Origin of the sequence: Streptomyces sp. NPDC058198 (assembly GCF_042882605.1) — a bacterium.
In the GTDB taxonomy this organism is placed as follows: Bacteria; Actinomycetota; Actinomycetes; order Streptomycetales; family Streptomycetaceae; genus Streptomyces.
Genome location: NZ_JBHVVP010000002.1, coordinates 451,041 through 475,829, shown reverse-complemented (window position 1 = coordinate 475,829; position 24,789 = coordinate 451,041). Strand labels below are relative to the sequence as shown.

The window sequence follows — 24,789 nt, the reverse complement described above, 5'->3', positions numbered from 1 at the left end:
AAGACGGCCCCCGGCCCCCGGTCCGCAGGCTCCATCCGGAGCCGAAGGACAGGGGGCCGCGCCCATCAGGAAGCAGCCCGCCGGGAAGCAGCCCGTCAGGAAGCTGCCCGTCGGGAGCGGGATCGAGCCCGTAGGGCGTACGTCACCAGAGCGCGAACCGGCGCGGGTGGGCGGCGTACGCGCAGGGCCGCGCTCAGCGGCCGGTCCAGCAGCGACGCGGCCACGGCCGGAGCGAGCGGGGCCAGGGGAGCGGGCAGCCGGGCTGCCAGCAGGCCCTGGCTGGCGGCCTCCCAGAGTGCGCGGCCCGCGTCGCTGGGGGCGAAGTGACGGCTCTCGTAGCCGCGCATCCAGCTCTCCACCCCGGCCAGGTGACCCCCGCCCGGCGGGTCGGACAGACCCAGGGCGTCCGAGAGGCCCAGGTGGAAGGTGTACGCCGCCTCCCGCTCCGCGCCCGTGACCGCCCGGTGTCCGTGCCCGTCGATGAACCGCAGCGGGCACACGGTGAAGCAGGCCAGGACGTAGTGCATCAGCTCGGGTGTGATGCCTGGCCGGTCGTGGACCCGGCGCAGCCCCTCGACGGTCTTCCGTCCTTCCGCGCTGTCCAGCCCCAGTCCGATCAGCGTGAACATGGCCGCCCCGGTCGCCTTGGCCCGGCCGCGCGGCTCGGTGGTCATCCGGCCGGTGCCGTGCAGCACGTGGGCGATGCCGGGAATGCCGAAGGTCCTGACGAAGCCCAGGGTGAGCCCGACCCGGGACTCCTCCGGCATCGTCTCCAGGACGAGCCGCGCGTAGGCGCGGTGCGCGCCGTACGTCCCGGTGGTCATCCGGTCGCGGTGGCGACGGCCAGCGCCTCGCCGGTCAGGGGCGCGTACAAGTAACGGGCGACCCGCACCAGATGGGCCCGTTCCTCGGCCGGTTCCGCGTCCAGACCGGGCAGCGGCGCCTGGTCCTCGCGCGAGCGCGCCGGGATCCCGGTGTCCAGTGCCTCGACGGCGAAGCGCAGCGCGGCGGCCACGATCAGGGCCGCCCGGTCCCGGTCGTCAAGACCGGCCCGCTCGGCGACCCGCGTGGCGGCGGTGACCACCGCGGGGTCGGCCCACGGACGCAGCGTCAGCTGGCCGTCGCGGATCTCCAGTCCCCGCCGGGCGGTGCGCCACTCCAGGTCCCGGAACGCCAGCCGCTCGGTCCAGACCGACGGAGGCGCTTCCAGGGCCAGCCGCCGGTCCGCCCGGTACACCAGGTCCCACAGCGGGCGCAGGGCCTGGTAGTCGCGGCGCCGGCGCGTCCACGCCGCGACGGCCGGTCCGGCGAACCCAGCGGTGATGAGTACGGCTCCGAGCGCGGCGAACCCGGGGCCGACCGCGGTACTCAGCCACTCCGTACCGGTGACCTCGGCGAAGGCCGCTCCGATCGCGATGAGCTTGCACACGACGTAACCGCAGGCGACGAGCCCGCCGAGGGCGATCAGCCGGATGCCCCGGCGCAGCCACCCGGGGGGCAGCCGGGAGGCGTGGCCGCCGCACACCCGGCTGATGTCGATCAGCGCGAAGCCGAACAGCGCCTGGTAGAGGACCAGGAATATCGCGATCTGCGGGATCGTCGCGAAGGTGGTGTCGAACGTGAGGGGTGTCTCCGGGCTGTCGGCTCCCCCGGTGAAGAACAGGACGATCATCGCCGGCACCAGGACGGCGAACACGGCGAGGCGCCGCCGCACTTGGCGCCAGGTGTCGGCGTTGGCCGCGTCCCACATCTGCGGTTCGGGGCCCTCCTTCGGCGGGGCCCACATGCGGGCCAGCACCACGGCGGCGGCGGAGAACCCCGTGATGCCCAGGTAGACCAGCAGGGTCGCCAGGTTGCCGCGGTTCGCGATCCGGTCGATCCCCCGGTACAGCACCGGGGCGGCGATCACGAACGCGGTCGCGGGCGCCGCGATCGTCAGGGCGACGACGAGCAGGCCGGGGGACGGGTCGCGGCGCCACGCCCGGATCTTCAGGCCGGCCACGACCCAGGCCGCCGTCCCGATGCCGAGGTAGACCACGTCGAACGGCGTGTCAGGCAGGTCAGACATGCTGTCCTTTACGGTGTTCCAGCGCGGGCGCCAGTTGGGACGTGGTGCCGGCCCCGGGCGCCAGCACGAGCGTGCGTGTCAGCTCGGCCCCCAGGATCTCCGCTTCCGTCTCCGCCGCACCGTCGTAGTGGGAGCGGCCGAGGACAAGTCGGATCATGTCGGCGTCGAGGGTGGGCAGTTCCACCTGATCCGTCGCCTCGTCCACGGCCGGGGCCTCGGCCAGGTGCCCGCACAGCAGGTGCGCGAGTTCATGGCAGATGATGTGGGCCTGGTGCAGGCCGGAGGTCTCCTGCTCGAAGTAGATCAGGTCGGCGTCCGCGCGGCGTTCGACGAATCCGGACGGCTCACCCAGCCGCATCCGGCGCGGCACCAGCCGGACGGGCCGCCCGGCCCGGTCGGCGACCGCCGCGCACAGCTCCTCCACCGTGCTCATCCGTGGCAGATCCAGCTCTCTGACCATGGCCCGCATCCGGCGGCGGGTACGTCCAAGATCTCGCACGTCATCCCCATCAGCCGGCCGCCAGTACCCCAGCGGCGTGGGCCGGTTGTCGGTCACGTCTCGGGGCGGTCGGGCAGTCCGACTGCCTTTCGGAGTTGTTCCACCACGGTGAGGGCCGCGTCCTGCATCTCAGGGGGCAGGCCCGCCGCCCGCATCGCGATGCGCTCCACCCGGGCGTCCCGTAGCGCTTCGATCTTCCGCAGGTCCCGCTCGACGGCCTGGGCGGTGGCGGAGTCGCTGAAGTAATCCAGCGGAATGCCGAAGAACTTGGCGATCTTCACCGCGTTCTCCAGGCTGGGTTTCTGGCTGCCCTTGCGGAGGTTCCCGATATAGGTGCCGCTCAGACCGGTTCCTTCAGCGATCTCCGAGTCGCGCCAGGGACGGCCCAGGTCCTTCGGGTAGATCACCGAGATCACACGCCGGAAGCGGGCCGCGAAGTCCAGGGAGTCGGTCGGCTCCCCACCGTCACCAGGTCGAAGAGCCGACGCTTCTGAGTGTGGAGAATCGGGGGCCATGGGCCGGATCATAGAACTCTTCGGCCTTCGGCGGGGATCTCGCCACCGCACCGATCTACACGATCGTTGCGAGCAAACGAGCCATAACACGCAACGAGTTGTGAATCGCCGCCGCCCATCCGGCAAGCAATCAACTTTAGTTGACTTACGCCCAACTCGCGTACAGGATCGACCACGCTGGCGGATGCACCCGGCTGCCGTTCCGCAGTGCCGGCCGGCTCCGCGGGCGCTGGGCGCCGCTGCCCCACGGGGGTGGGCAACAGTGCCCGGCGCCAGGGCGTGTCCGCCGCCCCGCGAGGCCGCCACCTCGCGCCGGCCCGCGCGTCCGGCTCGCCCGTCCGGCCCGGACACCTCTGTCGTACCTCGCACACCCCCTGTCGTACCTCGCACACCCCTGTCGTATCGGCGCAAGGCGAGGACCCGAGCCCTCGAAACCGGCAACGTGCCCGGGGATTCCTGCGAGAGTGAGGGGCTCTCGGCGCCGCACCCCTGACAGGGCGTGCCGCCGGAGCAATCCGATGAGGTCTCTTGTAGGAGTATGCGACGTGCCGACCGAGCGCCTGGTGACCTGGATATGCCACCCGGACGACTTTCTGCCGGAGTACGTGGACAAGATCTCCGCACAGATGACCGAGCGCTGGGCGGAGCCATGCGCCCGGCACGGCTTCAGCTTCCGGTTCATCGCCGCCAACGAACTGGTGCCCGCCTGCGCGGATCGTCCGCAGCTGTGGCACGGGGGTGTGGATCTGCTGGAGACCCGGCAGGCGTACATCGTCGACGACGTCAGCGGTGACCCGCAGGCCACCCACTTCCTGCGGGGGATCTACCGCGCGATCGACGCCAGTGACTCCGTCCTGCTCAACCGGTCGCTCGTCGGGCCCGAATGCCTGGAGCGGGACAAGCTGGCCATTCTGGCGCGGGCGGCGACGCTCGGGGTACGGACGCCGCGGACCGTGGCTCTGCCGTTCGGCCGGTACGCGCGCAAGGGCCTGGACGTCATCCGCAAGGAGATCGGCGAGGGCCCGTACATCCTCAAGGCGCGCGAGATGGGGATCGGGTTCGGCGTACTCAAGCTGGACAGTTACGAGCAGCTGCGTGCCGCCGTCGACATCGTTTCGCAGACGGGCCAGAGCTACATCGTGCAGGAGTATCTGCCCAACAAGGGTGATCTGCGGGTGGCGATGGTCGACGGGAAGTTCGCCGCCAGCATGTTGCGCAGGCCGGCGGAGGGTTCGTACCTCTCCAACATCTCCCAGGGCGGCAGCGCGAGTTCCAACCCCGATGTCGCGTCCGTCCTGGGCGAGGTCGAGCGGATCGTGGCGGATCTGCAGGCCGGATATCTCTGTGTCGACTGGCTGCTGACCGACGACGGCCCCGTCCTCGGCGAGTGGGGCACCGCCATGGCCGAGTTCTCCAGCCTGCCCGAACCCGCCAGGTCTCATCTGGCCGACGCCTTCTTCCCCTGGGTCGACCGGCAGTTGTCCGAGGCCGAGGCGGGCGCTGTCACCGACGAAGGACACTGAGCATGACGAAGACCACGGCCGAGGCGGATGCGTCGGAGGCGACCTCGCATCCGCCCGCCGTCGGCGCGGGGCTGGGTTTCACCCTGCTGTCGAACCTCGGTCTGGCGATCGTACTGACGCTGCTGCCGGTGACGGTGCTGCACGGCGGGCGGATCGATCCGGCCGTCTTCTCCTTCGCGCTGTCCATCCATGTCGGCTCGGCGCTGGTGGGCGCGGTGCTCACGCCGATCACGTTCAGCCGGGTCCATCCCGGCTGGATCCTCACGATCGCGTCGTCGCTGAAGGCGGCCGGCTTCGTCACCGTCGCGGTCAGTACCACGGCCCCGGCCCTCTATCTCTTCGCGGTGCTGGCCGGTCTCGGGGTGGGCTTCTCCCGCCCGGCGGTCCGGTCGCTCCTGATGAGCGCGGCGCACGACAGCCGGCGCAGCCAGGTGTTCCAGGTCTTCTTCATCCTGCTGAACGCCGCCTATGTGCTGGCTCCGCTCGCGGCCGGTCCGGTCGGCCGGGCCGGGGCTCCCGCGCTGCTGGCGCTGGCCGCCGTCGAAGTGGGCGTCGGACTCACCGTCGGACTGCTCGCCCGCGGGCTCAGCTTCGCCCTCCCGCCGCGTGGTACGGGAGGGTTCCGGCGGAGGCTCGCGGTCCTCAGGAACCCTGCCGCGACGGTCGTACTGGGCTACACCTTCGCGATCTACTTCGCGATGGGCTTCCTCTACACGATGGTGCTCCTGTACGAGGTGGTCAATCCCGGACTGGCCGAGCACCGCACCCTGTTCCTCAGCTACCAGCCCCTGGCCATCATCGCCATTCAGCTGGCGCTGCTGCCCTTCTTCGCCCGGCTCGGGCGGAGCGCCCTGTATCTGACGGTGGCCGTGGCCGGCGGCACGGGGCTGGTGCTGTCGTTCACCAGCAGCCTGATGCTGGTCCTCGCGGGTCTGACGCTGTTCGCGATCTCGGAGTCCCTGGCCTTCCCCAAGATCCAGGTGGAGGCGGCCGACACGGTCCCCCAAGGGCAGCTGACCGATGTCTTCGCCCTGGTCAGTGTGGTCACCGCGGTCGGTGAGATCACCGGCAACATGGTGGCGGGACTCGCGGTCGGCAGCTCACTGTCCTGGCTCCCGTCGCCCGCGCAGTCCGGCATGGCGGTGGGCCTGCTGGCCGGAGTGGTGCTGCTCGTCGGCGGCATCGCCCTCACCCGGTCCATCACCCCGGCCGCCACGGCCACGGCTGGTGCGCGGGAAGGGCAGGAGTCCTGACATCGCGGGGCGCATCGCGGCGCGGGGCGTGGGACCGTACGGCCCCGGGCCGGGAATCAGCGCAGATCGCCGATCACTCTGCCGAGCAGATATCCGGCGTGGATGCGATTACGGGCGCCGATCCGCGACATGATCTCCGAGATATGGCGCTGGCAGGTCCGCAGCGACATGCCCATCCGGCGGGCGATCACCTTGTCCTCAAGACCCTCGACCAGCAACCGCGAGATGGAGAGCTGGATTTCGACGGACGTTCCCTTCACCTGCCCCCGGTCGTAGGAGACGGGAAACGGGCGGGCCGCCGGCCAGGCCCGTTCGAAGGTATCGACGACGAAATCCACGATGCTCAGTTCACCGACGACCACGGCGCCTTCCCGGTCGCCGCGCAGCGGCAGGACCGCGATCTCACGGTCAAAGATGATCATCCGCATCAGGGCGTCGCCCAGCATGCGGACGTCGACCCCGAGCGGTGTCACGTGTTTCACGTAGTCGACCGTGGCCTTACTGAACTGAGCGGTGTGCTGATAGATCGTGCGCATCGAGATGCCGCGCCGCAGCACCGATTCCGTCCGCTCGAGCGCCTCGTCCAGCACATCGGCCGGCCGTGCGCCGCCCGGCTGTGAGGTGAGGATTTCCTGTCGCGCTCCGGCCGAGAGCTCGGTGAGCACCTTCCGTACGGACGCGACCTCCGGCAGCACCTCGATCTGGGGGCGGCTCCGCCGCTCGGCGGGACTCTGCTCGTAGATCCTGGTGAGCGTGTCCAGCTCCGTCATCAAGTGCATGATCCGCTGCTGACGGTCCTCCAACTGCCGTACGGCCGGGGCGATGAGCCAGGCCCCGGCGATCCGCGGTGAGCCCGGGGCGTAGGTCCCGTCCTCGGCCGGGACCAGCAGATGTAACTCCATCAGGCGATCGGCCAGCCGCGTCGCCTCGCCTTTTCCCACGCCTAATGCGGTGGCGAGTCCCTCCAGGGATGCATTCCCCGAAGCGCATATGTATTCGTACGCCTGGGTGATCATTTCATCAACATGAAACACGGAACGCTCGGCCGGGGGCAGGGGCTCCATCATCTCGCTACCTCACATCCAAAGAATCCGAATCATATCCATTTGGGCGATTGGGTGGACTTTCAGCCCGTCGCATTCACGCCAGGCGGGGATGCGACACGTTGCCTCTCTGGAGGTACCCCGTACCGCATGGCACATTTACGATGCGTAGGCACTGATGAACTCAGGGGGGAAAGTAATCGTGCAGCGCGCGACCAACCATTCAGCGGGAGTTGGAATTTTCGGGTGGGGCGTCCACTCCGACGATCTGGGCTGGGGCTGATGTCCGGGATCCGCTACGGAGAGTACATCGTCGTTCACCGGCTCGACAGTGGCCGAGTGGCGGAGCTGGTACTGGACCGTCCGGGCCGGATGAACGCGGTGTCCGCCGAGCTCGGAGCCTCGCTGGCCGCCGCCACCGCGGACCTCGCGGACGACTCGTCCGTCGGCGTCACCGTGATCACCTCCAGCAGCGAACGCGCCTTCTGTGTGGGCGCCGACCTCAAGGAGCGCAACGGTTTCACCGAGGCCGACCGGAAGGCCGCACGTCCCGTCAGCCGGGCGGCCTACGCGGGTGTGCTGGCCCTGCCGATGCCGGCCATCGCCGCGGTGCGGGGCTATGCGCTGGGCGGCGGCTACGAGATCGCGCTCTCCTGCGATGTCATCGTGGCGGATCCCGGCGCGACCATAGGACTGCCGGAAACCACCGTCGGGGTCATCCCCGGCGGTGGCGGCACCCAGCTGCTGCCACGGAGGGTGGGCGCGGCCGCCGCGGCACATCTGATCTTCAGCGGGCGCCGGGTGCCGGCCGCCGAGGCACGCGACCTGGGACTGGTGGACTTCCTCGCGCCCGCCGGTGAGGCACGTGCCATGGCGCTCGACATCGCCCGCGGCTACGCCGCCAACTCGCCCGTTGCGCTGCGGGCGGCGAAGCGCTCCCTGCGGCTGGGGCACGGCAAGGACCTCGCCGCGGGCCTCGAAGTGGAGGACGCCGCTTGGCATACGGCCGCCCTCTCGGACGACTGGGCGGAAGGCGTCGCGGCGTTCAACGAAAAACGCACACCGGACTGGCCCGCATATCGCTCGACAGTCGACAGCCGATACTGAACGGCGATCTTTTTCCGGACACACTCATCATTGCGGGGGAATTGTGCTGCGAGAAACCAATCCATCACTGAGATATCGCGACGGGGCTTCCGGCGAGCCATCCAGAATCATATTGGCCGAGAATCTCGACACTTTATCGCGGGCCCAGCTGGAAGAAATCCAGCAACGGAATCTCGCCCTGACCGTGAGCGCGCTGCGCGACCATCCGGACGTGGCCGCCAGCTGGCCGGGAGCGCTCGATCTCCGGGTGGCCCGCGATCTGCTGAAGCTGCCCCTGTTCTCGCCCGCCGACCTTCAGCAGACGTGCCCGCCCACCACGGAGAACCTGGTGCTCGGCGACGGCAGCTCGGGCCTCGTCCTGCGCTCCAGCGGCACGTCCGGGCTCCGCAAGATGATCTACCACTCCTGGGAGTTCAGCTGGCGGGTCTCCTACCTCGGTGCCCGCGGCGTCCGCAGCGCGCTCAGGCCGCGTCCCCGGCGCATCGCCAACTTCCTCTACCCCGCCGAGCTGAACGGTGCGTTCGGCTTCGCGCAGGAAGTCGCCCAGCTGCTGCCCGCCATGGCGTTCCCCATGGGCAGCAGCGCCCTCGCCTCCCCGGAGACGCCCGAGGTGCTGCGCGATCACCAGGTGGACACCGTCATCTGCTCCCCCTCCGCGGGCACTCAGCTGCTGACCGGCGACGCCACCCGCGAACTGCTGCGCTGCGTCACCAACTTCCTGTACATCGGCGAAATCATGGGCGAGAGCAGGGAGCGTCAGCTCGCCGAGGCCCGGCCCGATCTCACGGTGCGCTCCTTCTCCTACTCCACCAGCGAGACCGGCCCCATCGGCTACCAGTGCGCCTACCAGAGCGGCTCGACCCACCATCTGCACGAGGACGTACTCGTCGTCGAGGTCATCGACACGGACGCCGAGCGGATCCAGCCGGACGGGCGCGTCGGCGAGGTCGTCGTCACGATGCTCACCGACTCCGGGATGCCGTTGCTGCGCTACCAGGTCGGTGACGAAGGGTTCATCGAGACCGAGCCCTGTCTGTGCGGCAGCGCCGCACGGCAGTTGACCCTCACCGGGCGGGTCGGCCAGTCCATGAACGTGGACAGCACCACCATCTCCCGTGACCTCGTGATGGAACAGCTCGCGACCCTGGGCATCACCGACCCGGCCGACTGCCAGTTCCAGGTGACGCTGCACGATCCCGGCTTCTCGATCAGGCTGCTGCTCTCCGAACGCACCCCGTCCGGGGTCACCGCCGAGGACGCCGTAGCCGCCCTGTACGGCGCCTACCACATGGGAAGGGTCTTCACCGCCCCGTCCTACCGCGGTCTGACGCTGGAGCGGGTCGACAGCTCGGCGTTCCACCACACCGTACGAGGCAAGACACCGTTCTTCGTCGAGCGGACCGCGGGCTGACCGGCCCGCGCCGGCCGCCGCACGCTCCTCGAACCGCACGCTTCCCGAAACATCCCCAGAAACATGCCTGGAGATACTCCGATGCCTCGTACGACCGAACGCAGCAATTGGGTGGCCGCACGCGTCGACAAGACGTCGGACGCGCTGACCCGGGCCATCGCCACCGACCTGACCAGCCATGTCTTCGCCGCGCGCGAGGGAAAGGAAGTGATCCTCGCCGACGGCGGACGCGCGGTCGAGTTCATCTCCTGCTCCTACCTCGGACTGGACACCCACCCGGCCCTGGTGGACGCCGCCGTCGCCACCCTCCGCCGGGTCGGCGTGCAGTTCTCCTCGTCCCGCACCCGGATGCGCTACGAGGATCTGGAGGCGCTCGAAAGCCTGCTCGGCACCATCTACGGCGGCCGGCACGCCACGTGCTTCACCGCCGTCGGCAGCGTCCACCTCGGCGTGCTCCCGCTGCTGGGCAGCGGGGTGCTGCCCAGCTACCCGGTCGCCGCGAACGGAGTCGCGTTCCTCGTCGAACGTACCGCGCACGCCTCCCTCCAGGTGCTGCGCGGCGTGCTGGAACAGATCGGCACCGTGGACCGGTTCGACTGCGAGAACCCGGACGACCTGGCGGCCAAACTGGCGGTGATCCACGGCGCCGGGCGCACGCCGGTCGTCCTCGTCGACGGCGTGGGATCGATGGGCGGTCTGATCGACGTACGCGCGCTGTACGAACTGTGCGCGGCGGCCGACGGATATCTGTACGTGGACGACGCGCACGGGGTGTCGATCACCGGAGCGCAGGGCGCGGGCTTCGCGTACGAGGAGTTCCGCGACCTGCCGGGCGGACTGCCCGACTCGGTGATCATCGTCGGCTCTCTCGCGAAGGCCTTCGGCGGGAGCAACGGCGGCTTCGTCGTGCTGAACAGCGAGGAAGACACCGTACAGCTGCGCAAGTTCGGCAACCCGCTGATCTTCGGCGGCCCCATCGCCCTGCCCGTCGTCAGCGCCTGCCGGGTCTCGGCCGAACTGCATGTCGACGGTACGGTCGCGCGCCTCCAGCAGGACCTGTGGCGCAACACCGAACTCTTCGACTCCCGCACGGGCGGCGCCCTGTTCAACGCGGGCACCCGCTCCCCCATTCGCGGAGCGCTCTTCGACCGCGAGGACGACGCGCTGCTGGCCGCCGGGCGGCTGCGCAAGGCGGGCGTCATCGTCACCCCGGCGTTCTTCCCGACCGTGGCGAAGGGCAGCGGCCTGATCCGGATGGCCGTCTCGGCCGCCCACACCGCCGAGCAGATCGAACTGGCCACCAACGAGCTGGGGGTGGGAGCGTGACCACGGGCGCCACGCGTGCGGCGCGGCCGCACGAGCGGACCGGTGCGGAGCCGAGGACGCCGTACGGCCACCGGCTCAGCACGGCGAACGCCGGACCCCGGCCCGCCGTCGTCGGCTTCGGCACGGCCACCCCGGCCAACTCGTACACACAGCGGGAGATGCTGGAGCTCTTCCGGATCGAGGACCCCCGTATCCGGTCCGTCTTCCTCAACAGCGCCATCGAGCGCCGCTATCTGACGCTGCCGCCGGAACTCGACGACGGCACACGGAAGACCGAGACCCAGGGCGAACTGCTCGCCAAGCACAAGGAGCAGGGCATCAGGACCGGCGCCGAAGCGCTGGAGACGGCGCTCAAGCGCGCCGGGCTCGCCCTCGCCGACGTCGGCTATCTGTGCTGTGTCACCACCACGGGACTGCTCACCCCCGGCTTCTCCGCCCATCTGATCAGGGAGTTGGGGCTGCCGGTCTCGGCCAGCCGGCTCGATGTCGTGGGGATGGGCTGCAATGCCGGGCTCAACGGGCTCAACGCCGTCGCCGCCTGGTCGGCGGCCAACCCCGGACAAGCAGCGGTCATGGTCTGCGCGGAGGTCTGCTCCGCCGCGTACGTCTTCGACGGCACGATGCGCACCTCGGTCGTGAACAGCCTGTTCGGTGACGGCGCCGCGGCGGTCGCGATGGTCACGGACCCGTCCGGGCCGGCGCCGGACGAGGACTCGGCGCCCGCGGGCACCCTGCTGAAGTTCGCCAGCCGCATCATCCCCGACGCGGTGGCGGCCATGCGCTACGACTGGGACGACGACCAGGGCAAGTTCAGCTTCTTCCTCGACCGCGACGTCCCCTATGTGGTCGGCGCGCACGCCGAGGAGGTGGTCGACCGGCTGCTGGCCGGCACCGGCCTGGGGCGCGCGGACATCGACCACTGGCTGGTGCACTCGGGCGGCAAGAAGGTCATCGACTCGGTCAAGGTCAACCTCGGGCTCAGCCCGCACGCCGTACGCCACACCACCGGGGTACTGCGCGACTACGGAAACCTGTCGAGCGGATCCTTCCTGTTCTCCTACGAGCGCCTGATGGAGGAAGGGCGGGTGCGCCGCGGTGACTACGGCGTGCTGATGACGATGGGCCCGGGCTCCACGATCGAGACGGCGCTCGTCCAGTGGTGACCCCCGACGCGAAGGATGAAGGAACCATGACTGTGTCCCGTACCGGCACGACGACGGTGTCCCGTACCGACCCCGCTCTCGCCGGGAAGCTCCGCGAGGGGGCCGCCGCGGTCCTGACCATCGGCGGAGACGAGGAGCTCACCCCCGAACTGGTGGCCCGGGTGAAGACGGCGGCCGAGGACGCGGAGGGCGCCGAGGGCGGAGTCGTCCTGCTCCTGCTGGGCGCGGGAGCCGGTTCCGGGGCGGAGTCCGGGGCGGAGTCCGGAGCGGGGTCCGGAGCGGGGTCCGGAGCGGGGTCCGGAGCGGGGTCCGCAGCGGCGTCCGGCGCCCGGTCCGGCGCCGCGTCCGCCGGTACGGGCATCCATCTCGTCAACACCTGGGAGCGGGCGCTGCGACGGCTGGAGACGGCCGACCGCCCCACGCTCGCCCTCGTGGCGGGCGCGTGCACAGGACCCGCGCTGGAGGCGCTGCTCACCGCCGACTACCGCATCGCCGCCGGTGACGCCCGGCTCCGGCTCGCCGGCGCCGAGGACGGCGCCTGGCCGAGCACCGCCGTGCACCGGCTGGCCCAGCAGATCGGCACGGCCAGGGCCCGCCGGCTGCTGCTGCGCCGTCCCTGGCTGGACTCGGAGCGCGCCGCCGAACTGGACCTGGTGGACGAGACGGTGGCCGGCGCCCGGGAAGCCCTGGAGCGTACGGCGGAGATCGCCGAGGAGTTGTCGGCCGTGCCCGGCCGTGAGTGGTCGATCAGGCGCAGGCTCCTGTTCGACGCCACCCTCAGCTACGAGGAGGCGCTCGGCGCGCACTTGGCCGCCTGCGACCGGAGCCTGCGCCGGCGGATCCCGGCCGCGGCGCCGGCGCGCGCCCGGCCACTCGCCGACGCCCGCTGACCACCCGCGCACCGTCCCCTCCCACCTCCGAAGGAACCGTGTGTCGACGACAGACTCTCCCCCAGGCCCCGCCCCGGCCCCGGATCCCGGGCTCGCCCCGGATCCCAGTTTCGCCCCGGACTCCGGCCTCGCCCCCGGTCCGGTGAGCGACGGTGACCTCACCGCCTCCGCCGCGGCCCTGGCCACGGAGATCCGTACCCACGAAGCCGTACTGTCCGCCCTTCCGCCCCGCGCCGCACGCTCCGAGGAACAGCAGCGCCTGGCCACCGAGCTTCACCGGACCTGCCGTGGCCTGCGCGCCTCCTTCCTCCGTAGCCATGCCGCGCGTGTCTACGACCGGCTGACCGAGGGACGCACCAGGCGGCTCGGGCTCACCGCGCTGGCTGAGGCGGCAGCCGAGGCGTTTCCCCACCTTGTGCCGACCCGAGCCCAGTTGGACGAGGAACTGCGCCACGCGCAGGCGGAGAAGGAAGGCCGGGAGATCGACCAGGGCATCTTCTTCCGGGAGATCCTGCGGCTGCCGGACGCGGGCGGGCATCTGGTCGACGTACTGCGCGACCCGACGCCCGAGGCACGCGCACTGCTGCCGGAGTTCCGGGCCAGCGGCCGGGCCGAACTGGGCAAGGTCACGGTGGAACGGCGCGGCGACGGGGGCCATGTCACCTTCCACAACGAGTCCTGTCTCAACGCCGAGGACAACGAGCTGATCGCCCAGCTCGAAGTGGCCGTCGACCTTGTGCTCCTGGACGACGACATCCGGGTGGGAGTCCTGCGCGGCGGACCCATGACCCATCCGCGCTACCAGGGCCGCCGCGTCTTCAGCGCGGGCGTCAATCTCGCCGAACTGCACCACGGGCGGATCTCGTTCACCGGTTTCCTGTTGCAGCGTGAACTCGGCTACATCAGCAAGATGTACCGGGGCCTGTCCACCGAGGGGCGACCGGACACCTTCCCGGCGCACGGCACGGAGAAGCCCTGGGTGGCGGCGGTGGAGACCTTCGCGATCGGCGGCGGAACCCAGCTTCTGCTGGTGATGGACAAGGTGATCGCCGCCGCCGACTCCTATCTCAGCCTGCCCGCGGCCCAAGAGGGCATCGTGCCCGGCGCCGCGAACTTCCGGCTGGGACGGCTGACCGGCGACCGGGTCGCCCGCCAACTGGTGCTGGGCGGACGGAAGATCTGGGCCGGCGAGCAGGACGCGCGGCTGCTGATCGACGAGGTCGTCGACCCCAGGACGATGGACCGCGCGGTGGATGAGGCAGTGGCCCAGCTGGCCGCGCCCGCCGTGGTCGCGAACCGGCGGATGCTGCATCTCTCGGAGGAGCCCGTCGACGCGTTCCGTTCCTATATGGCGGAGTTCTCGCTCGCCCAGGCACAGCGGCTGTACGGGGAGGACGTGCTGGACAAGGTCGGCCGGTTCGCCACGGGATCGGGGACCGTAGCCGGGACGGGCGGGCCCGGCGGACCCGGTACGGGCGTGCCCGCCGGAGCGGAGACCGTACGGTGAGCGTCCCCGCCGAGACCGTTCTGCACCGCGACGACCTGCACGGCTCACTCGGTTCCCCCGCCATGGGGTCGATCAACTTCCTCAACGAGGTGATGAGCCGCTTCCCGGACGCGATCTCCTTCGCGCCCGGCGCCCCGCACACCAGCTTCTTCGGCGAGATAGACGTAGCCCGTCATACCGCCCGCTACCTGCGCCATCTGGAGGAGGAGCGGGGTCTGAAGCCCGAGCAGGCCGAGCGGCTGCTCTACCAGTACGGGCCGAGCCGGGGCCTGATCAACGATCTGGTGACCCACGCCCTGCGCACCGACCAGGGCATCGATGTGCCGCAGGACTCCGTCGTCATCACGGTGGGCTGCCAGGAGGCGATGCTGCTGACGCTGCGCGCGCTCGTGGCCTCGCCGACGGACCTCGTGGCGGTCGTCAATCCCTGCTTCGTCGGCCTGTCCGGGGCGGCCGCGGTGCTCGGCGTGGACCTGGTCGCGGTCGACGACACCGACGACGGAATCGACTTCGCCCAGCTGGACGAGGTGTGCCGGGCCGCCAGGACGGCGGGCCGGCGCATCCGGGCCCTGTACGTCGCACCCGACTTCTCCAACCCGTCCGGCGGCTTCCTGAGCCTGGAGGCCCGGCACCGGCTGCTCGCCGTCGCCGCACGGGAGGACTTCCTGCTGCTGGAGGACAACGCGTACGCGTTCACGGCCGACCAGCCGGGCGCGCTGCCGCCGCTCAAGGCACTGCCGGGCGGCGAACGGGTCGTCCACCTGGGCACGTTCGCCAAGGTGTGCATGCCGGGCGCCCGGGTCGGGTACGTCGTCGCCGACCAGCGGGTACGCCACGCCTCGGGCCGTACCGGACTCCTCGCCGACGAACTCGCCACCCTCAAGAGCATGGTGACCGTCAACACCTCACCCCTCTCGCAGGCCGTCATCGGCGGCATCCTGCTGGAGCACCAGGGATCGCTGGCCTCGGTCGTCAGCGCCAAGGCCGCGCTGTACCAGCGGAATCTGCGGCTGCTGCTGGACGCGCTGGACCGCTCGCTCGGTCCCGGCACGGGCGCGCCCGCCGGGGTGTCCTGGAACCGGCCCCGGGGAGGGTTCTTCGTACGCGTACGGCTTCCCGTCCCGGCGGACGAGCGGCTGCTCGAACGGTCGGCCCGCGAATTCGGCGTGCTGTGGACGCCGATGTCCCACTTCTATCTGGGCGACGGCGGGGACCGGCAACTCCGGCTCGCGTGCAGCTATCTGGACCCGGACACGATCGAGGAAGGCATCGGCCGGCTGACCCGGTTCCTGCACGCCGTCTGCCCGTAAGTCAGCGAAACCACCAGCCCTTTGCGCCTGTACCTCCCGTATCTTCCGTACCTCCCGTACCTCCCGTACCTCCGAGAAGGAACCAGAAAGACTTCATGGACGACATCAACGCGGACGGCTCCCCGTCCCAGGCCCTGCCCGTCTCCTCCCGCCCGAGCAGGCGCCGCGTCCTGGTGGGGGGCGGGGTCCTGGCCGCCGGAGCACTGGCCACCACGGGGGCCGGCGCGGGCCGGGCGACCGCGGCGGTCCCCGGCCCGTCCGGCGACACGGACGCCCGGGTGACCCGTACGCTCACGCTCTCCGAGGGCACCAATATGGCCGCCGCGCTCTCCCCGGACGGCGCCGGCTACGCCATCGACCTGCTCAGCGCGATCTGGCTGGTCCCCGGCGACCGCGGCGAAGCCGTACGGCTCACCGGCGACCTCCAGGACGCCACCCAGCCGCAGTGGGCCCCGGACGGCAGCCGCATCGTGTTCCAGTCCTTCCGTGACGGGACCTACCAACTGTGGTCGGTGCGGCCCGACGGCACCGGTCTCACCCGGCTGACCGACGACGACTTCGACAACCGCGAACCGCAGTACTCGCCCGACGGCAGCCGCATCGTCTTCACCTCCGACCGCTCCGGCAGCAACGACCTGTGGCTGCTCGACCCGGCCACCGGCGCGCGGACCCAACTGACCTCCGGCGACGACGAAGAGGGAATGCCCGCCTGGTCGCCGGACGGCACCCGCGTCGTCTGTACGGTCAACGACGCGGCCGTGGACTCCGTGGACCTCGCGACCGGAGCACGCACCCGGCTGGTCACCGCGAGCGCCGGCGCCAAGATCTTCGGCCCGGCGCTGAACCCCGACGGCCGCCGCCTCAGCTACGTACAGTTCGTGGGTACCCGCGCCGAGGTCATGGTCGACGGCCGGGCCGTCGTCTCCGGCCAGGACGTCCACACCCTGCGCACCTCCTGGATCTCGGCCGAGGAACTGCTCTACACGGCGAACGGCCGAATACAGCGGCTGCGCCTCGACGGCGCCCCGCGGACGGTGCACTTCACCGCGCCGCTCCCCTTCTCCCGTACTCCCTGGAAACACCGGGTCAGAGACTTCACCTCGACAACTCCGCAGCCGGTCAAGGGAATCGCGGGCCCGGTCGTCTCCCGCGACGGCCGACGCGTCGCGTTCCGGGCCCTGAACGCCCTCTGGGTGATGAAGCTCGGCCAGGCCCCCGTCAAGCTGGTGGACGACGGATTCTTCAACTCCGACCCGGACTGGTCCCCGGACGGCACGGCCGTCGTGTACGCGAGCGACCGGTCGGGAACGGCCGCGCTGTGGCGGCAGGACCTCGCCGGGGGCGAGCCGGTCCGGCTGACCCGGCTGGCGGGCGCCCAGCTGACCCCCCGCTGGTCCCCGGACGGCACGAAGATCGCCTACCAGGACGAGAACGGCGGCACCTGGGTGCTGGAGCTGGACTCCGGGACCGTACGCCAAGTACTGCCCGTCGTCTTCCAGCCCGGCCGGCCTGCCTGGTCACCGGACGGCACGCGGATCGCCGTCGCCGCCAACAAGGCGTACTCCAAGCGGAACCGGGCCGGACTCAGTGAAGTCCTCTCCGTGGACCTGGCCACCGGCGCGACCCGCTCGGAACCCGTCGCCGCGCACCGGTCGATCGCCACCCGCGGCGACGACGGACCCGTATGGACCGCCGACGGCCGGCACCTCGTCTTCGTCATGGAGAGCACGGCCTGGCGCGTGCCGGTCGACTCCACCGGGAAGATCGTCGGCGCGCCCGAGCAGATCACCACCGAGGTCACCGACTCCGTCTCCGTGGACTCACTCGGCCGCCTGTACTACCTGAGCAACGGCGCCCTGCGCACGGTCCCCGTCGCCGGCGGCACCCCGCGGACCGTCGCCGTCCCGCTCACCTTCCGCCGGCCCGCCGCCACCCGCACCGTGGTGCTGCGCACCGGCGCCCTCTGGGACGGCCGCGGCGACCGGCTGCGCGAGAACGTGGACATCGTCGTGAAGGGCGACCGGATCGCCGAGATCCGCCCCGCGGGCCGGGGCCGCGGCGACGAGGTCGTGGACCTCTCGGGACTGACCGCGATGCCGGGGCTGATCGACGCCCATTTGCACTGGCATCTGCGCGGCCGGCAGTGGGGCGACCGCACCGGGCGCCTCCTCCTCTCGTACGGCATCACCACCGTCCTCTCCCCGGGCGATCCCGCCTACCAGATGGTGGAGACGAGGGAGTCCATCGAGTCGGGTGCGCGCCTCGGCCCGCGCTTCTTCGGTACGGGAGACGCCCTGGACGGGGCACGGGTCTTCTACAACTTCGCCCGGCCCGTCGTCAGCGCCGAGCAGCTGGGGCTGGAGATGGACCGCGCCACGGCGCTCTCGTACGACCTCGTCAAGTCCTACATCCGGCTGCCCGCACCCTTGGAGAGGGCCGTCACCCGGGAGGCCCACGACCGCGGTCTGCCGGTCACCTCGCACTACGCCTACCCCCAGGCCGGCTACGGCATGGACGCCATGGAGCACACGGGCGGCGGCAACCGTGTCGGCTACTCGCAGACGCAGACCCGGCTGGGCAGGGCGTACCAGGACGCCGTCGCCGTCCTCACGGCCGCGGGGATGCCCGTCACCTCCACGCTGCTGAACTCCTCCGTACTGCTCGCCGACGACCGGTCACTCGTCACCGACGAACGCACCCGACGGCTCTTTCCGCCGTGGGACTACACCGTCCTGCTGGCCAAGGCCGACGCGGCGGGCGGCCCGACCGCCGAGCTGAACCGGGCCCTGCTGGCGGGCGGCGTCGACATGCTGCTGCGCATCCACCGCGCGGGCGGCACCGTCATCGCCGGTTCCGACGCACCGCTCGACGACCCCGCCATCTCCCTGCACCAGAACCTGCGCGCACTGGTCCAGGGCGGCTTCGCCCCGTACGAGGCACTACGCACCGCCACGGTCCACCCCGCGCGACGGATGGGCGTGGACTCCCTGCTCGGTACGGTCACCCCGGGGCACCTCGCCGACCTGGTATTCGTCGAGGGCGACCCCCTCACGGACATCAACGCGGCGGCGGCGGTCCGAACGGTGGTGACGGGCGGCACGGTACGGACGGTGTCGTCACTGCTGAAGCCTTTCGACCCCGGCTCCCCCTCCACGACATCACGCGCGACCGCCGGCAACCCGACGGCCCGCTCACTGGTATCCCCGGAGACGGAGCACCAATACGGCTGGCACGACCCACGCCCACACGCCACGGGCTGCCTCTGCTGAGCCCCGCCGAACGGGGGGACGGGGTTCAGCGGGTCAGCCCCTCCGCGTCAACCACGGCGGCCCGTGCCCTGGCCACGCCGCAGAGGACGTCCCCCGCCTGGTACTTCTCGCCCGGGGGGCTCAGTTCGCCGGGGAACTCCCTGGTGTGGTCCTCGGTGACGACAGCCACGGCCGGGCGCTGCCGCGTGCGGTGTCGTAGCGACAACGGGTGCGGAGGGCGATGAACTCGGCATCATCGGAGATGGCCGGCGGTCCGGCCACATCGGCTCCTTGGGACGGACTGCGAGGGTGCCACCCTCTATTCGCCGGTGGCCCCGAAAAGTTGCACGCACCGACGAAGCCCCGATCCATACCGCGTGTCAGTCCACGTCACCCCACGTCACGTCGGGTCCGGGGGGCCAAGACTGGGAGAAGTCGAACAGTGTCGGCGCGTCTATCTCACGAACGGCCTTCCTCCAGGAAGGGCGCCCTGAGATGAGAAAGCCTTCCCAGTCACCCGATCTCAGCAGATAGGTAGCTGTCGGATCATTCTCGACTCCATGCCGGGAAGAAATGTCGGCCGCCTCCCCTTCGTCGGCCTTTCGGATCGTCAGCCCATACATCAGGGAATTGACGAACATGCTGTCCACATGGCCGATATAAATTTCGATGCGGGGCGCCGGTGAGAGCTTCACGTCGGTATCGCTGCGAATCAGCATCGTCTTATGCGAAACCGTGTAACTCCAGACCTTAAAAAGGCGACCGGGCTCTTGAAAGATCATCCATTCCCTCTACTTCTGGCCTTATTATCTGTCTGACCGGGGCTCTGTCGATCGGTGAAGAATCAGCGTCTGGAATTCTTGCCCGGGGGCTCAGGCGGCTGAACCGACTTGGGCTCCGGAACGTTTTCTATCTTCTCATTATCGGAGTACCAGGAGATCGAATCCCATGACCTTCCCCCGTAATCTATTCCGTCCTCCTGACCAGCCTTGAAAGCCGCGACATTCCTTGCCACGACACTCATTTCCCAGGCTGTACCATATCCCTCCGGCGGATTCTTCTGCCCTTCACCGGTGCCGTATGGCTTTCCTCTTTCGACTGCCGTATCGAACGCCTTCGCGATTGATTCCGGAGTATTTTCCGCACCCGGCATGCCATCCAGAGTAATGTGAAGGTCCACCCGGGGGTCGGCTACCGCTCCCATCACATTGGTCATCCAAACCGGCGTTCCGGCCTCCACGTTCGCGAATTGCCGACCATTGAACGTGGTGGCCGCCGGATGACCGTGGTCATTCAGGTATTCCATCAGGATACCGGAAGGCGGATTGACCCCCAGGACGACACTGGGATATTCCGGCGGCCTCCCGGCAGGATCTCCTCGCTCCTCGCAGGGAGCGAGTCCGAGCGGATCGACCAAGATATGGGGATTGGTCACGTACGTGTTGGGGTTCGGCGTTGGAACGATCCCGAGCGGATCGGACGTCAAATATCGAGCGGTCCCGGGATCGTAGTATCGGTGGACGTTGTAATGAAGCCCACTTTCCGCATCAAAATACTGGCCCGGGAAACGCAGTGGAGTGCACGCGGTCGCATCCGCGTTCCAGGCGGTGATGCCCCAGAGAGTTCCGCGCGCCCGCCACGCAATGGTTCCATCCTCACCGACGAGTTCGGTCGGCGTACCCACCAGATCGGTGACGACGGCGAAGAAGCGACGGTCGATTTCCTCCTGCGGCGCGCCGACCAGGCACTTGCGCTCGGTCTGGGCGATGGGGTGGAAACCCCGGTAGTCCCAGGTGATCGAAGTCTGCGTACTGTTCGCAGGACCGCACGACACCTGTTCGACGAGTGTGTCACCGTCCCAGGTGAAGTCCGTCTGTTCCAGGATCCGGTCACCGTCCGCGGCGAGACCCCGCTTGGACACACGGCGGCCGAGCGGATCGTAGCGGTATTGCCACCGGCTTCCGTCGGGTGTGACGGCGACGGTCAGCCGGTCTTCGGCGTCCCACTCATAACGCCAGACATCACCGCCGGGCTCGGCCGTGCGGCTCAGCCGCCGCAGAACTGTGCGCCCCTGCGCGTCGTACTCGTAGTGGACGTCGCCGGCTCGGTCGACGCGCGTACCGTCGTACCGACGCGCCCCGGAGACCTCTCTCCCCGGGTGCCTCGCGGGCCAGGATGCCTCCGTCAGATTGCCGGATTCATCGTAGGTGTACCGCTCGGTCCAGCCCCGCGCGTGTACGGCGGTGACCCGGCCGACCGGATCCAGATCGAACCATCGAGTGCCGGAGAACTGGTCTTCGACGGAGGTGACGCCTCCGCCCGCCCGGTAGCCGTACCTGCGGGACTGAACGGTTCCGGCACGGGTGACCGCCCGTTGCCCGAGCAGACGGTCGGCCGCGTCCCAGACATGGTCGAGGGTGGCTACGCCCTCGATGTGACGCGAAGTTTCGCGCCCGGCCGTGTCGTGCTCAAAGACGACGCTGTGGCCGGAGGCGGCTGTGAGCCTGCTCCAGCCGGCTGGTCCGTGTTCCCACGTACTGGTCATGCCGGTGGGAGTGGTCCGCTGGGTGGGGCGCCCCAACTCGTCGTAACCGAATGTGAGAGTCCGGCCGTTGCACGTCTCCGCGAGGACCCGTCCCATCACATCACGGCGATAGCTGAGTTCGGCGCCGGGACCAGCGGCACGGGTGAGGCGGCCGGCAAGATCGTAGGAGAAGCGAGTGACAGCTCCCTCGACGTCCTTACCGACCACACGGCCGAGGAGGTCACGGTCGAAGCGGATGGTCTGTCCAGCACCGTTCGTGCGACTGGACAGCCGCCCCGCCTTGTCATACGTGTATCCGATGCTCCGCGCGTCGAAGTCCGTCTCGGAAATGAGACGACCCGCCGCATCGTGCTCATACGCCCACGAGCGCCCCTGCGGGTTGTCGACGCGGACAAGCCGACGTTCAGTGTCGTAGTGGAACTCGTAACGGGCACCGTCCGGCTCGACGCGGACCGCCGGCAGGTCGAAGTGGGTGTACTCGAAACGGGAGACGGCGCCTGACGCGTCCCTGTGAGACGTGCAATTGCCTTCGCCGTCGTAGACCCAGGCCTCCTCGGCGCCATCCGGCCCGATACGGCCAGCGAGCTTCCCTTCGGTCGTCCACCGCAGGCGTGTAGTACGGCCCTGCTCATCGGTCACGACTACCGGACGGCCGAATGCATCGCGTTCGTTGCGGGAGACGACGCCCGACGGCTGGGTGAGCGCGACGGGCAGACCCGCCGGATTGCACTCGACATGCATGGTCCGGCCCAGTCCGTCGGTGACGGCCGTGAGCCCGCCTCCGGCGTCGTACGTGTATGAAGTGACCACGCCGGCAGGGTCTGCGACCGAGGTGCGATTACCGCACTCGTCGTGGGCCAGACGCCAAACAGCCCCTTCATGGCCGGTCACTGTGATCGGCAGACCGGCGTCGTCGTACTGGACGAGGGAGCGGTGTCCGTCGGGCAGGCTGATCGCGGTCCGATTCCCCGACGTGCCGTATTCATACATCGTCGTATGACCGAGAGGGTCGGTGCGCGACAGGAGACGGTCGTGGGTGTCCCACGTTTGACGGGTGGTACTGCCGAGAGGATCTGTTTTAGAGGTGACCTGAAGGTGGTTGTTGAGGTGGTAGACGGTGGTGGCGCCCAGGGAGTTGGTGTAGCGGGTGATGCGGTCGCCGGTCTCGGCGTGGACGTCGTAGGCGAAGCTGGACGACAGGTAGCCGTCGGGGCCGATGGTGCGGACGACGCGTCCGGCCGCGTCGTAGACGTATCGGAAATTGGAGTCGTTGCGGTCGGTCCAGGAGGTGATGCGGCCGTCGGGGTCGTAGGTGAACCGCAGTGGCATGCCTGAGGAGTTGGTGACCGCGTCCAGATCGCCCTGGTCGTCGTAGCCGTAGGTGAGGACGGTGACCGGGCCTTCGGGGGTACGGAGGACGAGCGCGGTGACCCGGGAGACATCGGCGGTCAGCTGGACGGTGTACCCGCCGCTGTGCGTCACCGTCGTCGGTGCGCCGTCGGGACGGCGGGCGAAGCTGACGCGGTTGTCGTTGCGGTCGCTCAACCCGCTCAGCCAGAAGGCGGGAGAGGAGCGGTACGGACTGCCGGTGAACGAGCGGGTCAGGCCGCTGTGCGGGTCCAGGACGAGATAGGTCGTCTCGTCCCCGTCCTGTCCGCCGTGGACGAGCGGCAGGCGGTCGCCCTCCAGCGGGAGAACCGTTTCACCGTCCGGAAGCGGCAGCCGCGGGTAGACCAGGAGCGAACCGTCCTCGCGCGCCCAGACCGCACCGCCCGCTACGGGGTCCAGCTCGATGCGCTCGTCGAGGGTCGAGGCCCAACTGCGGCCGAACCAGTGGCCGTAGCGGTACTCGGACGCGTGGGTGCGGCGCAGGACGAGCGGAAGTACCCCGGGCAGGGCCAGATCGGTCAGCGGCAGCAGCATCTCGCCGGTGGCGATGTCGACCGGGTCGCCCTCGCAGACCGTCTTGTCGAGAGAGACACCATGACGGCGGGGCTCGTCCTTCGCGTCCTGTGCGGAGTTCGGCTTGGTCCGGGTGTCCTGCTCGGGACGACGCTTGCCGTTCGGCCCCCCGCCCTTGTCCTGGCCGCCGTCGCTCACCTGGCCCCGCTCCTTGGCGAGGCGCGCGCGGATGTCGTCGTCGTTGCTCTTGTGATCGGTGGATATCTGCTTGACGGCCTTGGGGAGCGTCTGGCCGACGTGGTCGCCCATCGTCTTGACGGCCTTCTCCAGCGCGTCCATCGCCTTGTCCGCGACCGGGTCGATCACCTCGGCGATGGAGTCCCGGCCACGGGTGCGGCCGTGCGCCGTCTTCGCCTTGGACAGCTTGCCCGCGGTCTTGCCGCGCATGTTGACGCTGACACCGTTGAGCTGGGTGGAGGCGAAGTCGTGCTCGCCGTGCTCGATATGGAAGCCCTTGCCCGGCCCACCCTTGCCGCCCGCGCCACCGCCTCCGCCGCCACCCGCTGAGGCCAGGTTCATGGCGTCCTTGGAGCCCTGCACGCCTTCCTTGAAGCCGTCCGTACCAGCCTGTTTGGCCTGATTGAGGTCGACCCCGTCCTGCACCCCCAGCGCGGTCGCGCCGAGTTGGACCACAAGGTCCGCCGCGAGGCTTTCGAGAGCGGCGACGGCCGGCTCGGTCATCGCCGAGACGATGTACCCCACCGCCTCCTCCGCGCCCTCCTTGATCAACCGCTTGACGACCTCCTGCGTCGCCCGCATCGCCGCGGCACCGAACAACATCGACAGACCGCCGGTCACCGGAATCAACGACAGCGCGATACCGGCCTCACCCGCCAGATAGCCCAACTGGACGATCGCGGCCAGCTTCATGCCCTCGATCGCGGTCGCCGCCGTGTCCAACGCCCCGGCGATCGTCCGCGCCGCCGACGCGATGTCCTTGATGTGCTTGTCCTTGACCTTGCCCCAATGCCCGTTCAGCGCATCAAGAGCCTCGCCATACCCGGACGAGATCAGCCGCTGGACATGGTTATTGGCGAGCTGCCCGTCATCCTCCAGATCCTCCGCGAACTCCCGCAGAGCATCCGCCATATCCCGATAGGCATCCTCATCCACGTTCGGCCAGGACACCCCGATCAGATCCAACAGAACGTCGGCCCACTCCGGCACCGTGACAGCCACGAACCCCAACCCCCCGTACCCGCGGACATATTTACAGAATGCTTGTGCGAACAGAGTCTGACAGAAGCGCGGCGGACAGCGCGGATGGTTAAACCGATCGGGCTTACTTCGAGATGTCTGAGCCGTTTCAGTCGCCGGGCCTCGCCGTGACAAGCCCCCGATTTATCTGATTGCTCCTGCAAGCGACGCAAGTGGGCAGCGAACAAGGACCGTGCTGTCGGGGACGGCGTCCACGTCAGC

The 24,789-nt window shown here is 69.6% G+C and carries 18 protein-coding genes; 10 read left to right on the top strand and 8 right to left on the bottom strand.

Annotated elements, in window-relative coordinates; all coding sequences use genetic code 11:
- Positions 1–95 precede the first annotated feature (95 nt).
- Genes ACFVWW_RS10570 through ACFVWW_RS10555 form a run of 4 tightly spaced genes read right to left on the bottom strand, consistent with a single transcriptional unit; the run spans position 96 to position 3,082 of the window.
- Positions 96–824, bottom strand: a complete 729-nt coding sequence (locus ACFVWW_RS10570; protein ID WP_386877217.1) for an oxygenase MpaB family protein — start codon at positions 822–824, stop codon at positions 96–98.
- Entirely contained in the window at positions 821–2,068 is a 1,248-nt protein-coding gene (locus ACFVWW_RS10565) for an MAB_1171c family putative transporter (protein ID WP_386877216.1), read from the bottom strand. Before ACFVWW_RS10565 ends, ACFVWW_RS10570 begins: the two co-directional genes overlap by 4 nt.
- Positions 2,061–2,567, bottom strand: a complete 507-nt coding sequence (locus tag ACFVWW_RS10560; protein ID WP_384328442.1) for a hypothetical protein — start codon at positions 2,565–2,567, stop codon at positions 2,061–2,063. Before ACFVWW_RS10560 ends, ACFVWW_RS10565 begins: the two co-directional genes overlap by 8 nt.
- A gap of 53 nt (positions 2,568–2,620) precedes the next feature.
- Positions 2,621–3,082, bottom strand: a complete 462-nt coding sequence (locus ACFVWW_RS10555) for a helix-turn-helix domain-containing protein (RefSeq protein WP_384328444.1) — start codon at positions 3,080–3,082, stop codon at positions 2,621–2,623.
- Between the two features lie 545 nt (positions 3,083–3,627).
- Between ACFVWW_RS10555 and ACFVWW_RS10550 the strand changes: the two genes are divergently transcribed.
- Together ACFVWW_RS10550 and ACFVWW_RS10545 are read left to right on the top strand one after the other, a co-directional pair.
- Positions 3,628–4,605, top strand: coding sequence for a RimK family alpha-L-glutamate ligase (locus ACFVWW_RS10550; protein WP_384179281.1), 978 nt, complete (start codon positions 3,628–3,630; stop codon positions 4,603–4,605).
- 2 nt (positions 4,606–4,607) lie between these two features.
- Positions 4,608–5,858, top strand: a complete 1,251-nt coding sequence (locus tag ACFVWW_RS10545) for an MFS transporter (RefSeq protein WP_384328446.1) — start codon at positions 4,608–4,610, stop codon at positions 5,856–5,858.
- 56 nt (positions 5,859–5,914) lie between these two features.
- Here the strand turns inward: ACFVWW_RS10545 and ACFVWW_RS10540 are convergent, their stop codons facing one another.
- Positions 5,915–6,760 (bottom strand): LuxR C-terminal-related transcriptional regulator, encoded by an 846-nt coding sequence (locus tag ACFVWW_RS10540; RefSeq protein WP_384328449.1) that lies wholly within the window; start codon positions 6,758–6,760, stop codon positions 5,915–5,917.
- 423 nt (positions 6,761–7,183) lie between these two features.
- On the opposite strand from ACFVWW_RS10540, the gene ACFVWW_RS10535 reads away from it, so the two are divergent.
- From ACFVWW_RS10535 to ACFVWW_RS10500, 8 genes are all read left to right on the top strand, one after another.
- Positions 7,184–8,008, top strand: coding sequence for an enoyl-CoA hydratase/isomerase family protein (locus ACFVWW_RS10535; protein WP_384328452.1), 825 nt, complete (start codon positions 7,184–7,186; stop codon positions 8,006–8,008).
- Positions 8,009–8,120: 112 nt separating this feature from the next.
- Entirely contained in the window at positions 8,121–9,419 is a 1,299-nt protein-coding gene (locus tag ACFVWW_RS10530) for a phenylacetate--CoA ligase family protein (protein ID WP_384179273.1), read from the top strand.
- A gap of 81 nt (positions 9,420–9,500) precedes the next feature.
- A complete protein-coding gene (locus ACFVWW_RS10525) occupies positions 9,501–10,745 on the top strand; it encodes an aminotransferase class I/II-fold pyridoxal phosphate-dependent enzyme (RefSeq protein ID WP_386877215.1) in 1,245 nt (414 codons plus the stop codon).
- Positions 10,742–11,908, top strand: coding sequence for a 3,5-dihydroxyphenylacetyl-CoA synthase DpgA (dpgA, locus tag ACFVWW_RS10520; RefSeq protein WP_386877214.1), 1,167 nt, complete (start codon positions 10,742–10,744; stop codon positions 11,906–11,908). The genes ACFVWW_RS10525 and dpgA overlap by 4 nt, the downstream gene beginning before the upstream one ends.
- A 26-nt stretch (positions 11,909–11,934) precedes the next feature.
- Positions 11,935–12,798, top strand: coding sequence for an enoyl-CoA-hydratase DpgB (gene dpgB / locus ACFVWW_RS10515; protein ID WP_386877213.1), 864 nt, complete (start codon positions 11,935–11,937; stop codon positions 12,796–12,798).
- A gap of 40 nt (positions 12,799–12,838) precedes the next feature.
- Positions 12,839–14,305 (top strand): (3,5-dihydroxyphenyl)acetyl-CoA 1,2-dioxygenase DpgC, encoded by a 1,467-nt coding sequence (gene dpgC, locus ACFVWW_RS10510; protein WP_386877212.1) that lies wholly within the window; start codon positions 12,839–12,841, stop codon positions 14,303–14,305.
- A complete protein-coding gene (locus ACFVWW_RS10505; RefSeq protein ID WP_386877211.1) occupies positions 14,302–15,615 on the top strand; it encodes a PLP-dependent aminotransferase family protein in 1,314 nt (437 codons plus the stop codon). Before dpgC ends, ACFVWW_RS10505 begins: the two co-directional genes overlap by 4 nt.
- 95 nt (positions 15,616–15,710) lie before the next feature.
- Entirely contained in the window at positions 15,711–18,884 is a 3,174-nt protein-coding gene (locus ACFVWW_RS10500; RefSeq protein WP_386877210.1) for an amidohydrolase family protein, read from the top strand.
- 25 nt (positions 18,885–18,909) lie between these two features.
- Here ACFVWW_RS10500 and ACFVWW_RS10495 read toward each other — a convergent pair whose 3' ends face one another.
- From ACFVWW_RS10495 to ACFVWW_RS10485, 3 genes are all read right to left on the bottom strand, one after another.
- Positions 18,910–19,053 carry a hypothetical protein gene (locus ACFVWW_RS10495; RefSeq protein WP_384179260.1) on the bottom strand — a complete coding sequence of 48 codons (144 nt, stop codon included), beginning with the start codon at positions 19,051–19,053 and terminating at the stop codon, positions 18,910–18,912.
- Between the two features lie 190 nt (positions 19,054–19,243).
- The gene (locus ACFVWW_RS10490; RefSeq protein ID WP_384179258.1) at positions 19,244–19,582 is read right to left on the bottom strand and encodes a hypothetical protein; all 339 of its coding nucleotides are present in this window, start codon (positions 19,580–19,582) and stop codon (positions 19,244–19,246) included.
- 125 nt (positions 19,583–19,707) lie between these two features.
- Positions 19,708–24,549, bottom strand: coding sequence for a DUF6531 domain-containing protein (locus tag ACFVWW_RS10485; RefSeq protein ID WP_386877209.1), 4,842 nt, complete (start codon positions 24,547–24,549; stop codon positions 19,708–19,710).
- Between the last annotated feature and the right edge of the window lie 240 nt (positions 24,550–24,789).

Coding starts and splice junctions, on each gene's coding strand:
- ACFVWW_RS10570 (WP_386877217.1), bottom strand. CDS start 824: ATGACCACCGGGACGTACGGCGCGCACCGCGCCTACGCGCGGCTCGTC.
- ACFVWW_RS10565 (WP_386877216.1), bottom strand. CDS start 2,068: ATGTCTGACCTGCCTGACACGCCGTTCGACGTGGTCTACCTCGGCATC.
- ACFVWW_RS10555 (WP_384328444.1), bottom strand. CDS start 3,082: ATGGCCCCCGATTCTCCACACTCAGAAGCGTCGGCTCTTCGACCTGGT.
- ACFVWW_RS10545 (WP_384328446.1), top strand. CDS start 4,608: ATGACGAAGACCACGGCCGAGGCGGATGCGTCGGAGGCGACCTCGCAT.
- ACFVWW_RS10540 (WP_384328449.1), bottom strand. CDS start 6,760: ATGGAGTTACATCTGCTGGTCCCGGCCGAGGACGGGACCTACGCCCCG.
- ACFVWW_RS10535 (WP_384328452.1), top strand. CDS start 7,184: ATGTCCGGGATCCGCTACGGAGAGTACATCGTCGTTCACCGGCTCGAC.
- ACFVWW_RS10525 (WP_386877215.1), top strand. CDS start 9,501: ATGCCTCGTACGACCGAACGCAGCAATTGGGTGGCCGCACGCGTCGAC.
- dpgB (WP_386877213.1), top strand. CDS start 11,935: ATGACTGTGTCCCGTACCGGCACGACGACGGTGTCCCGTACCGACCCC.
- ACFVWW_RS10500 (WP_386877210.1), top strand. CDS start 15,711: ATGGACGACATCAACGCGGACGGCTCCCCGTCCCAGGCCCTGCCCGTC.
- ACFVWW_RS10490 (WP_384179258.1), bottom strand. CDS start 19,582: ATGCTGATTCGCAGCGATACCGACGTGAAGCTCTCACCGGCGCCCCGC.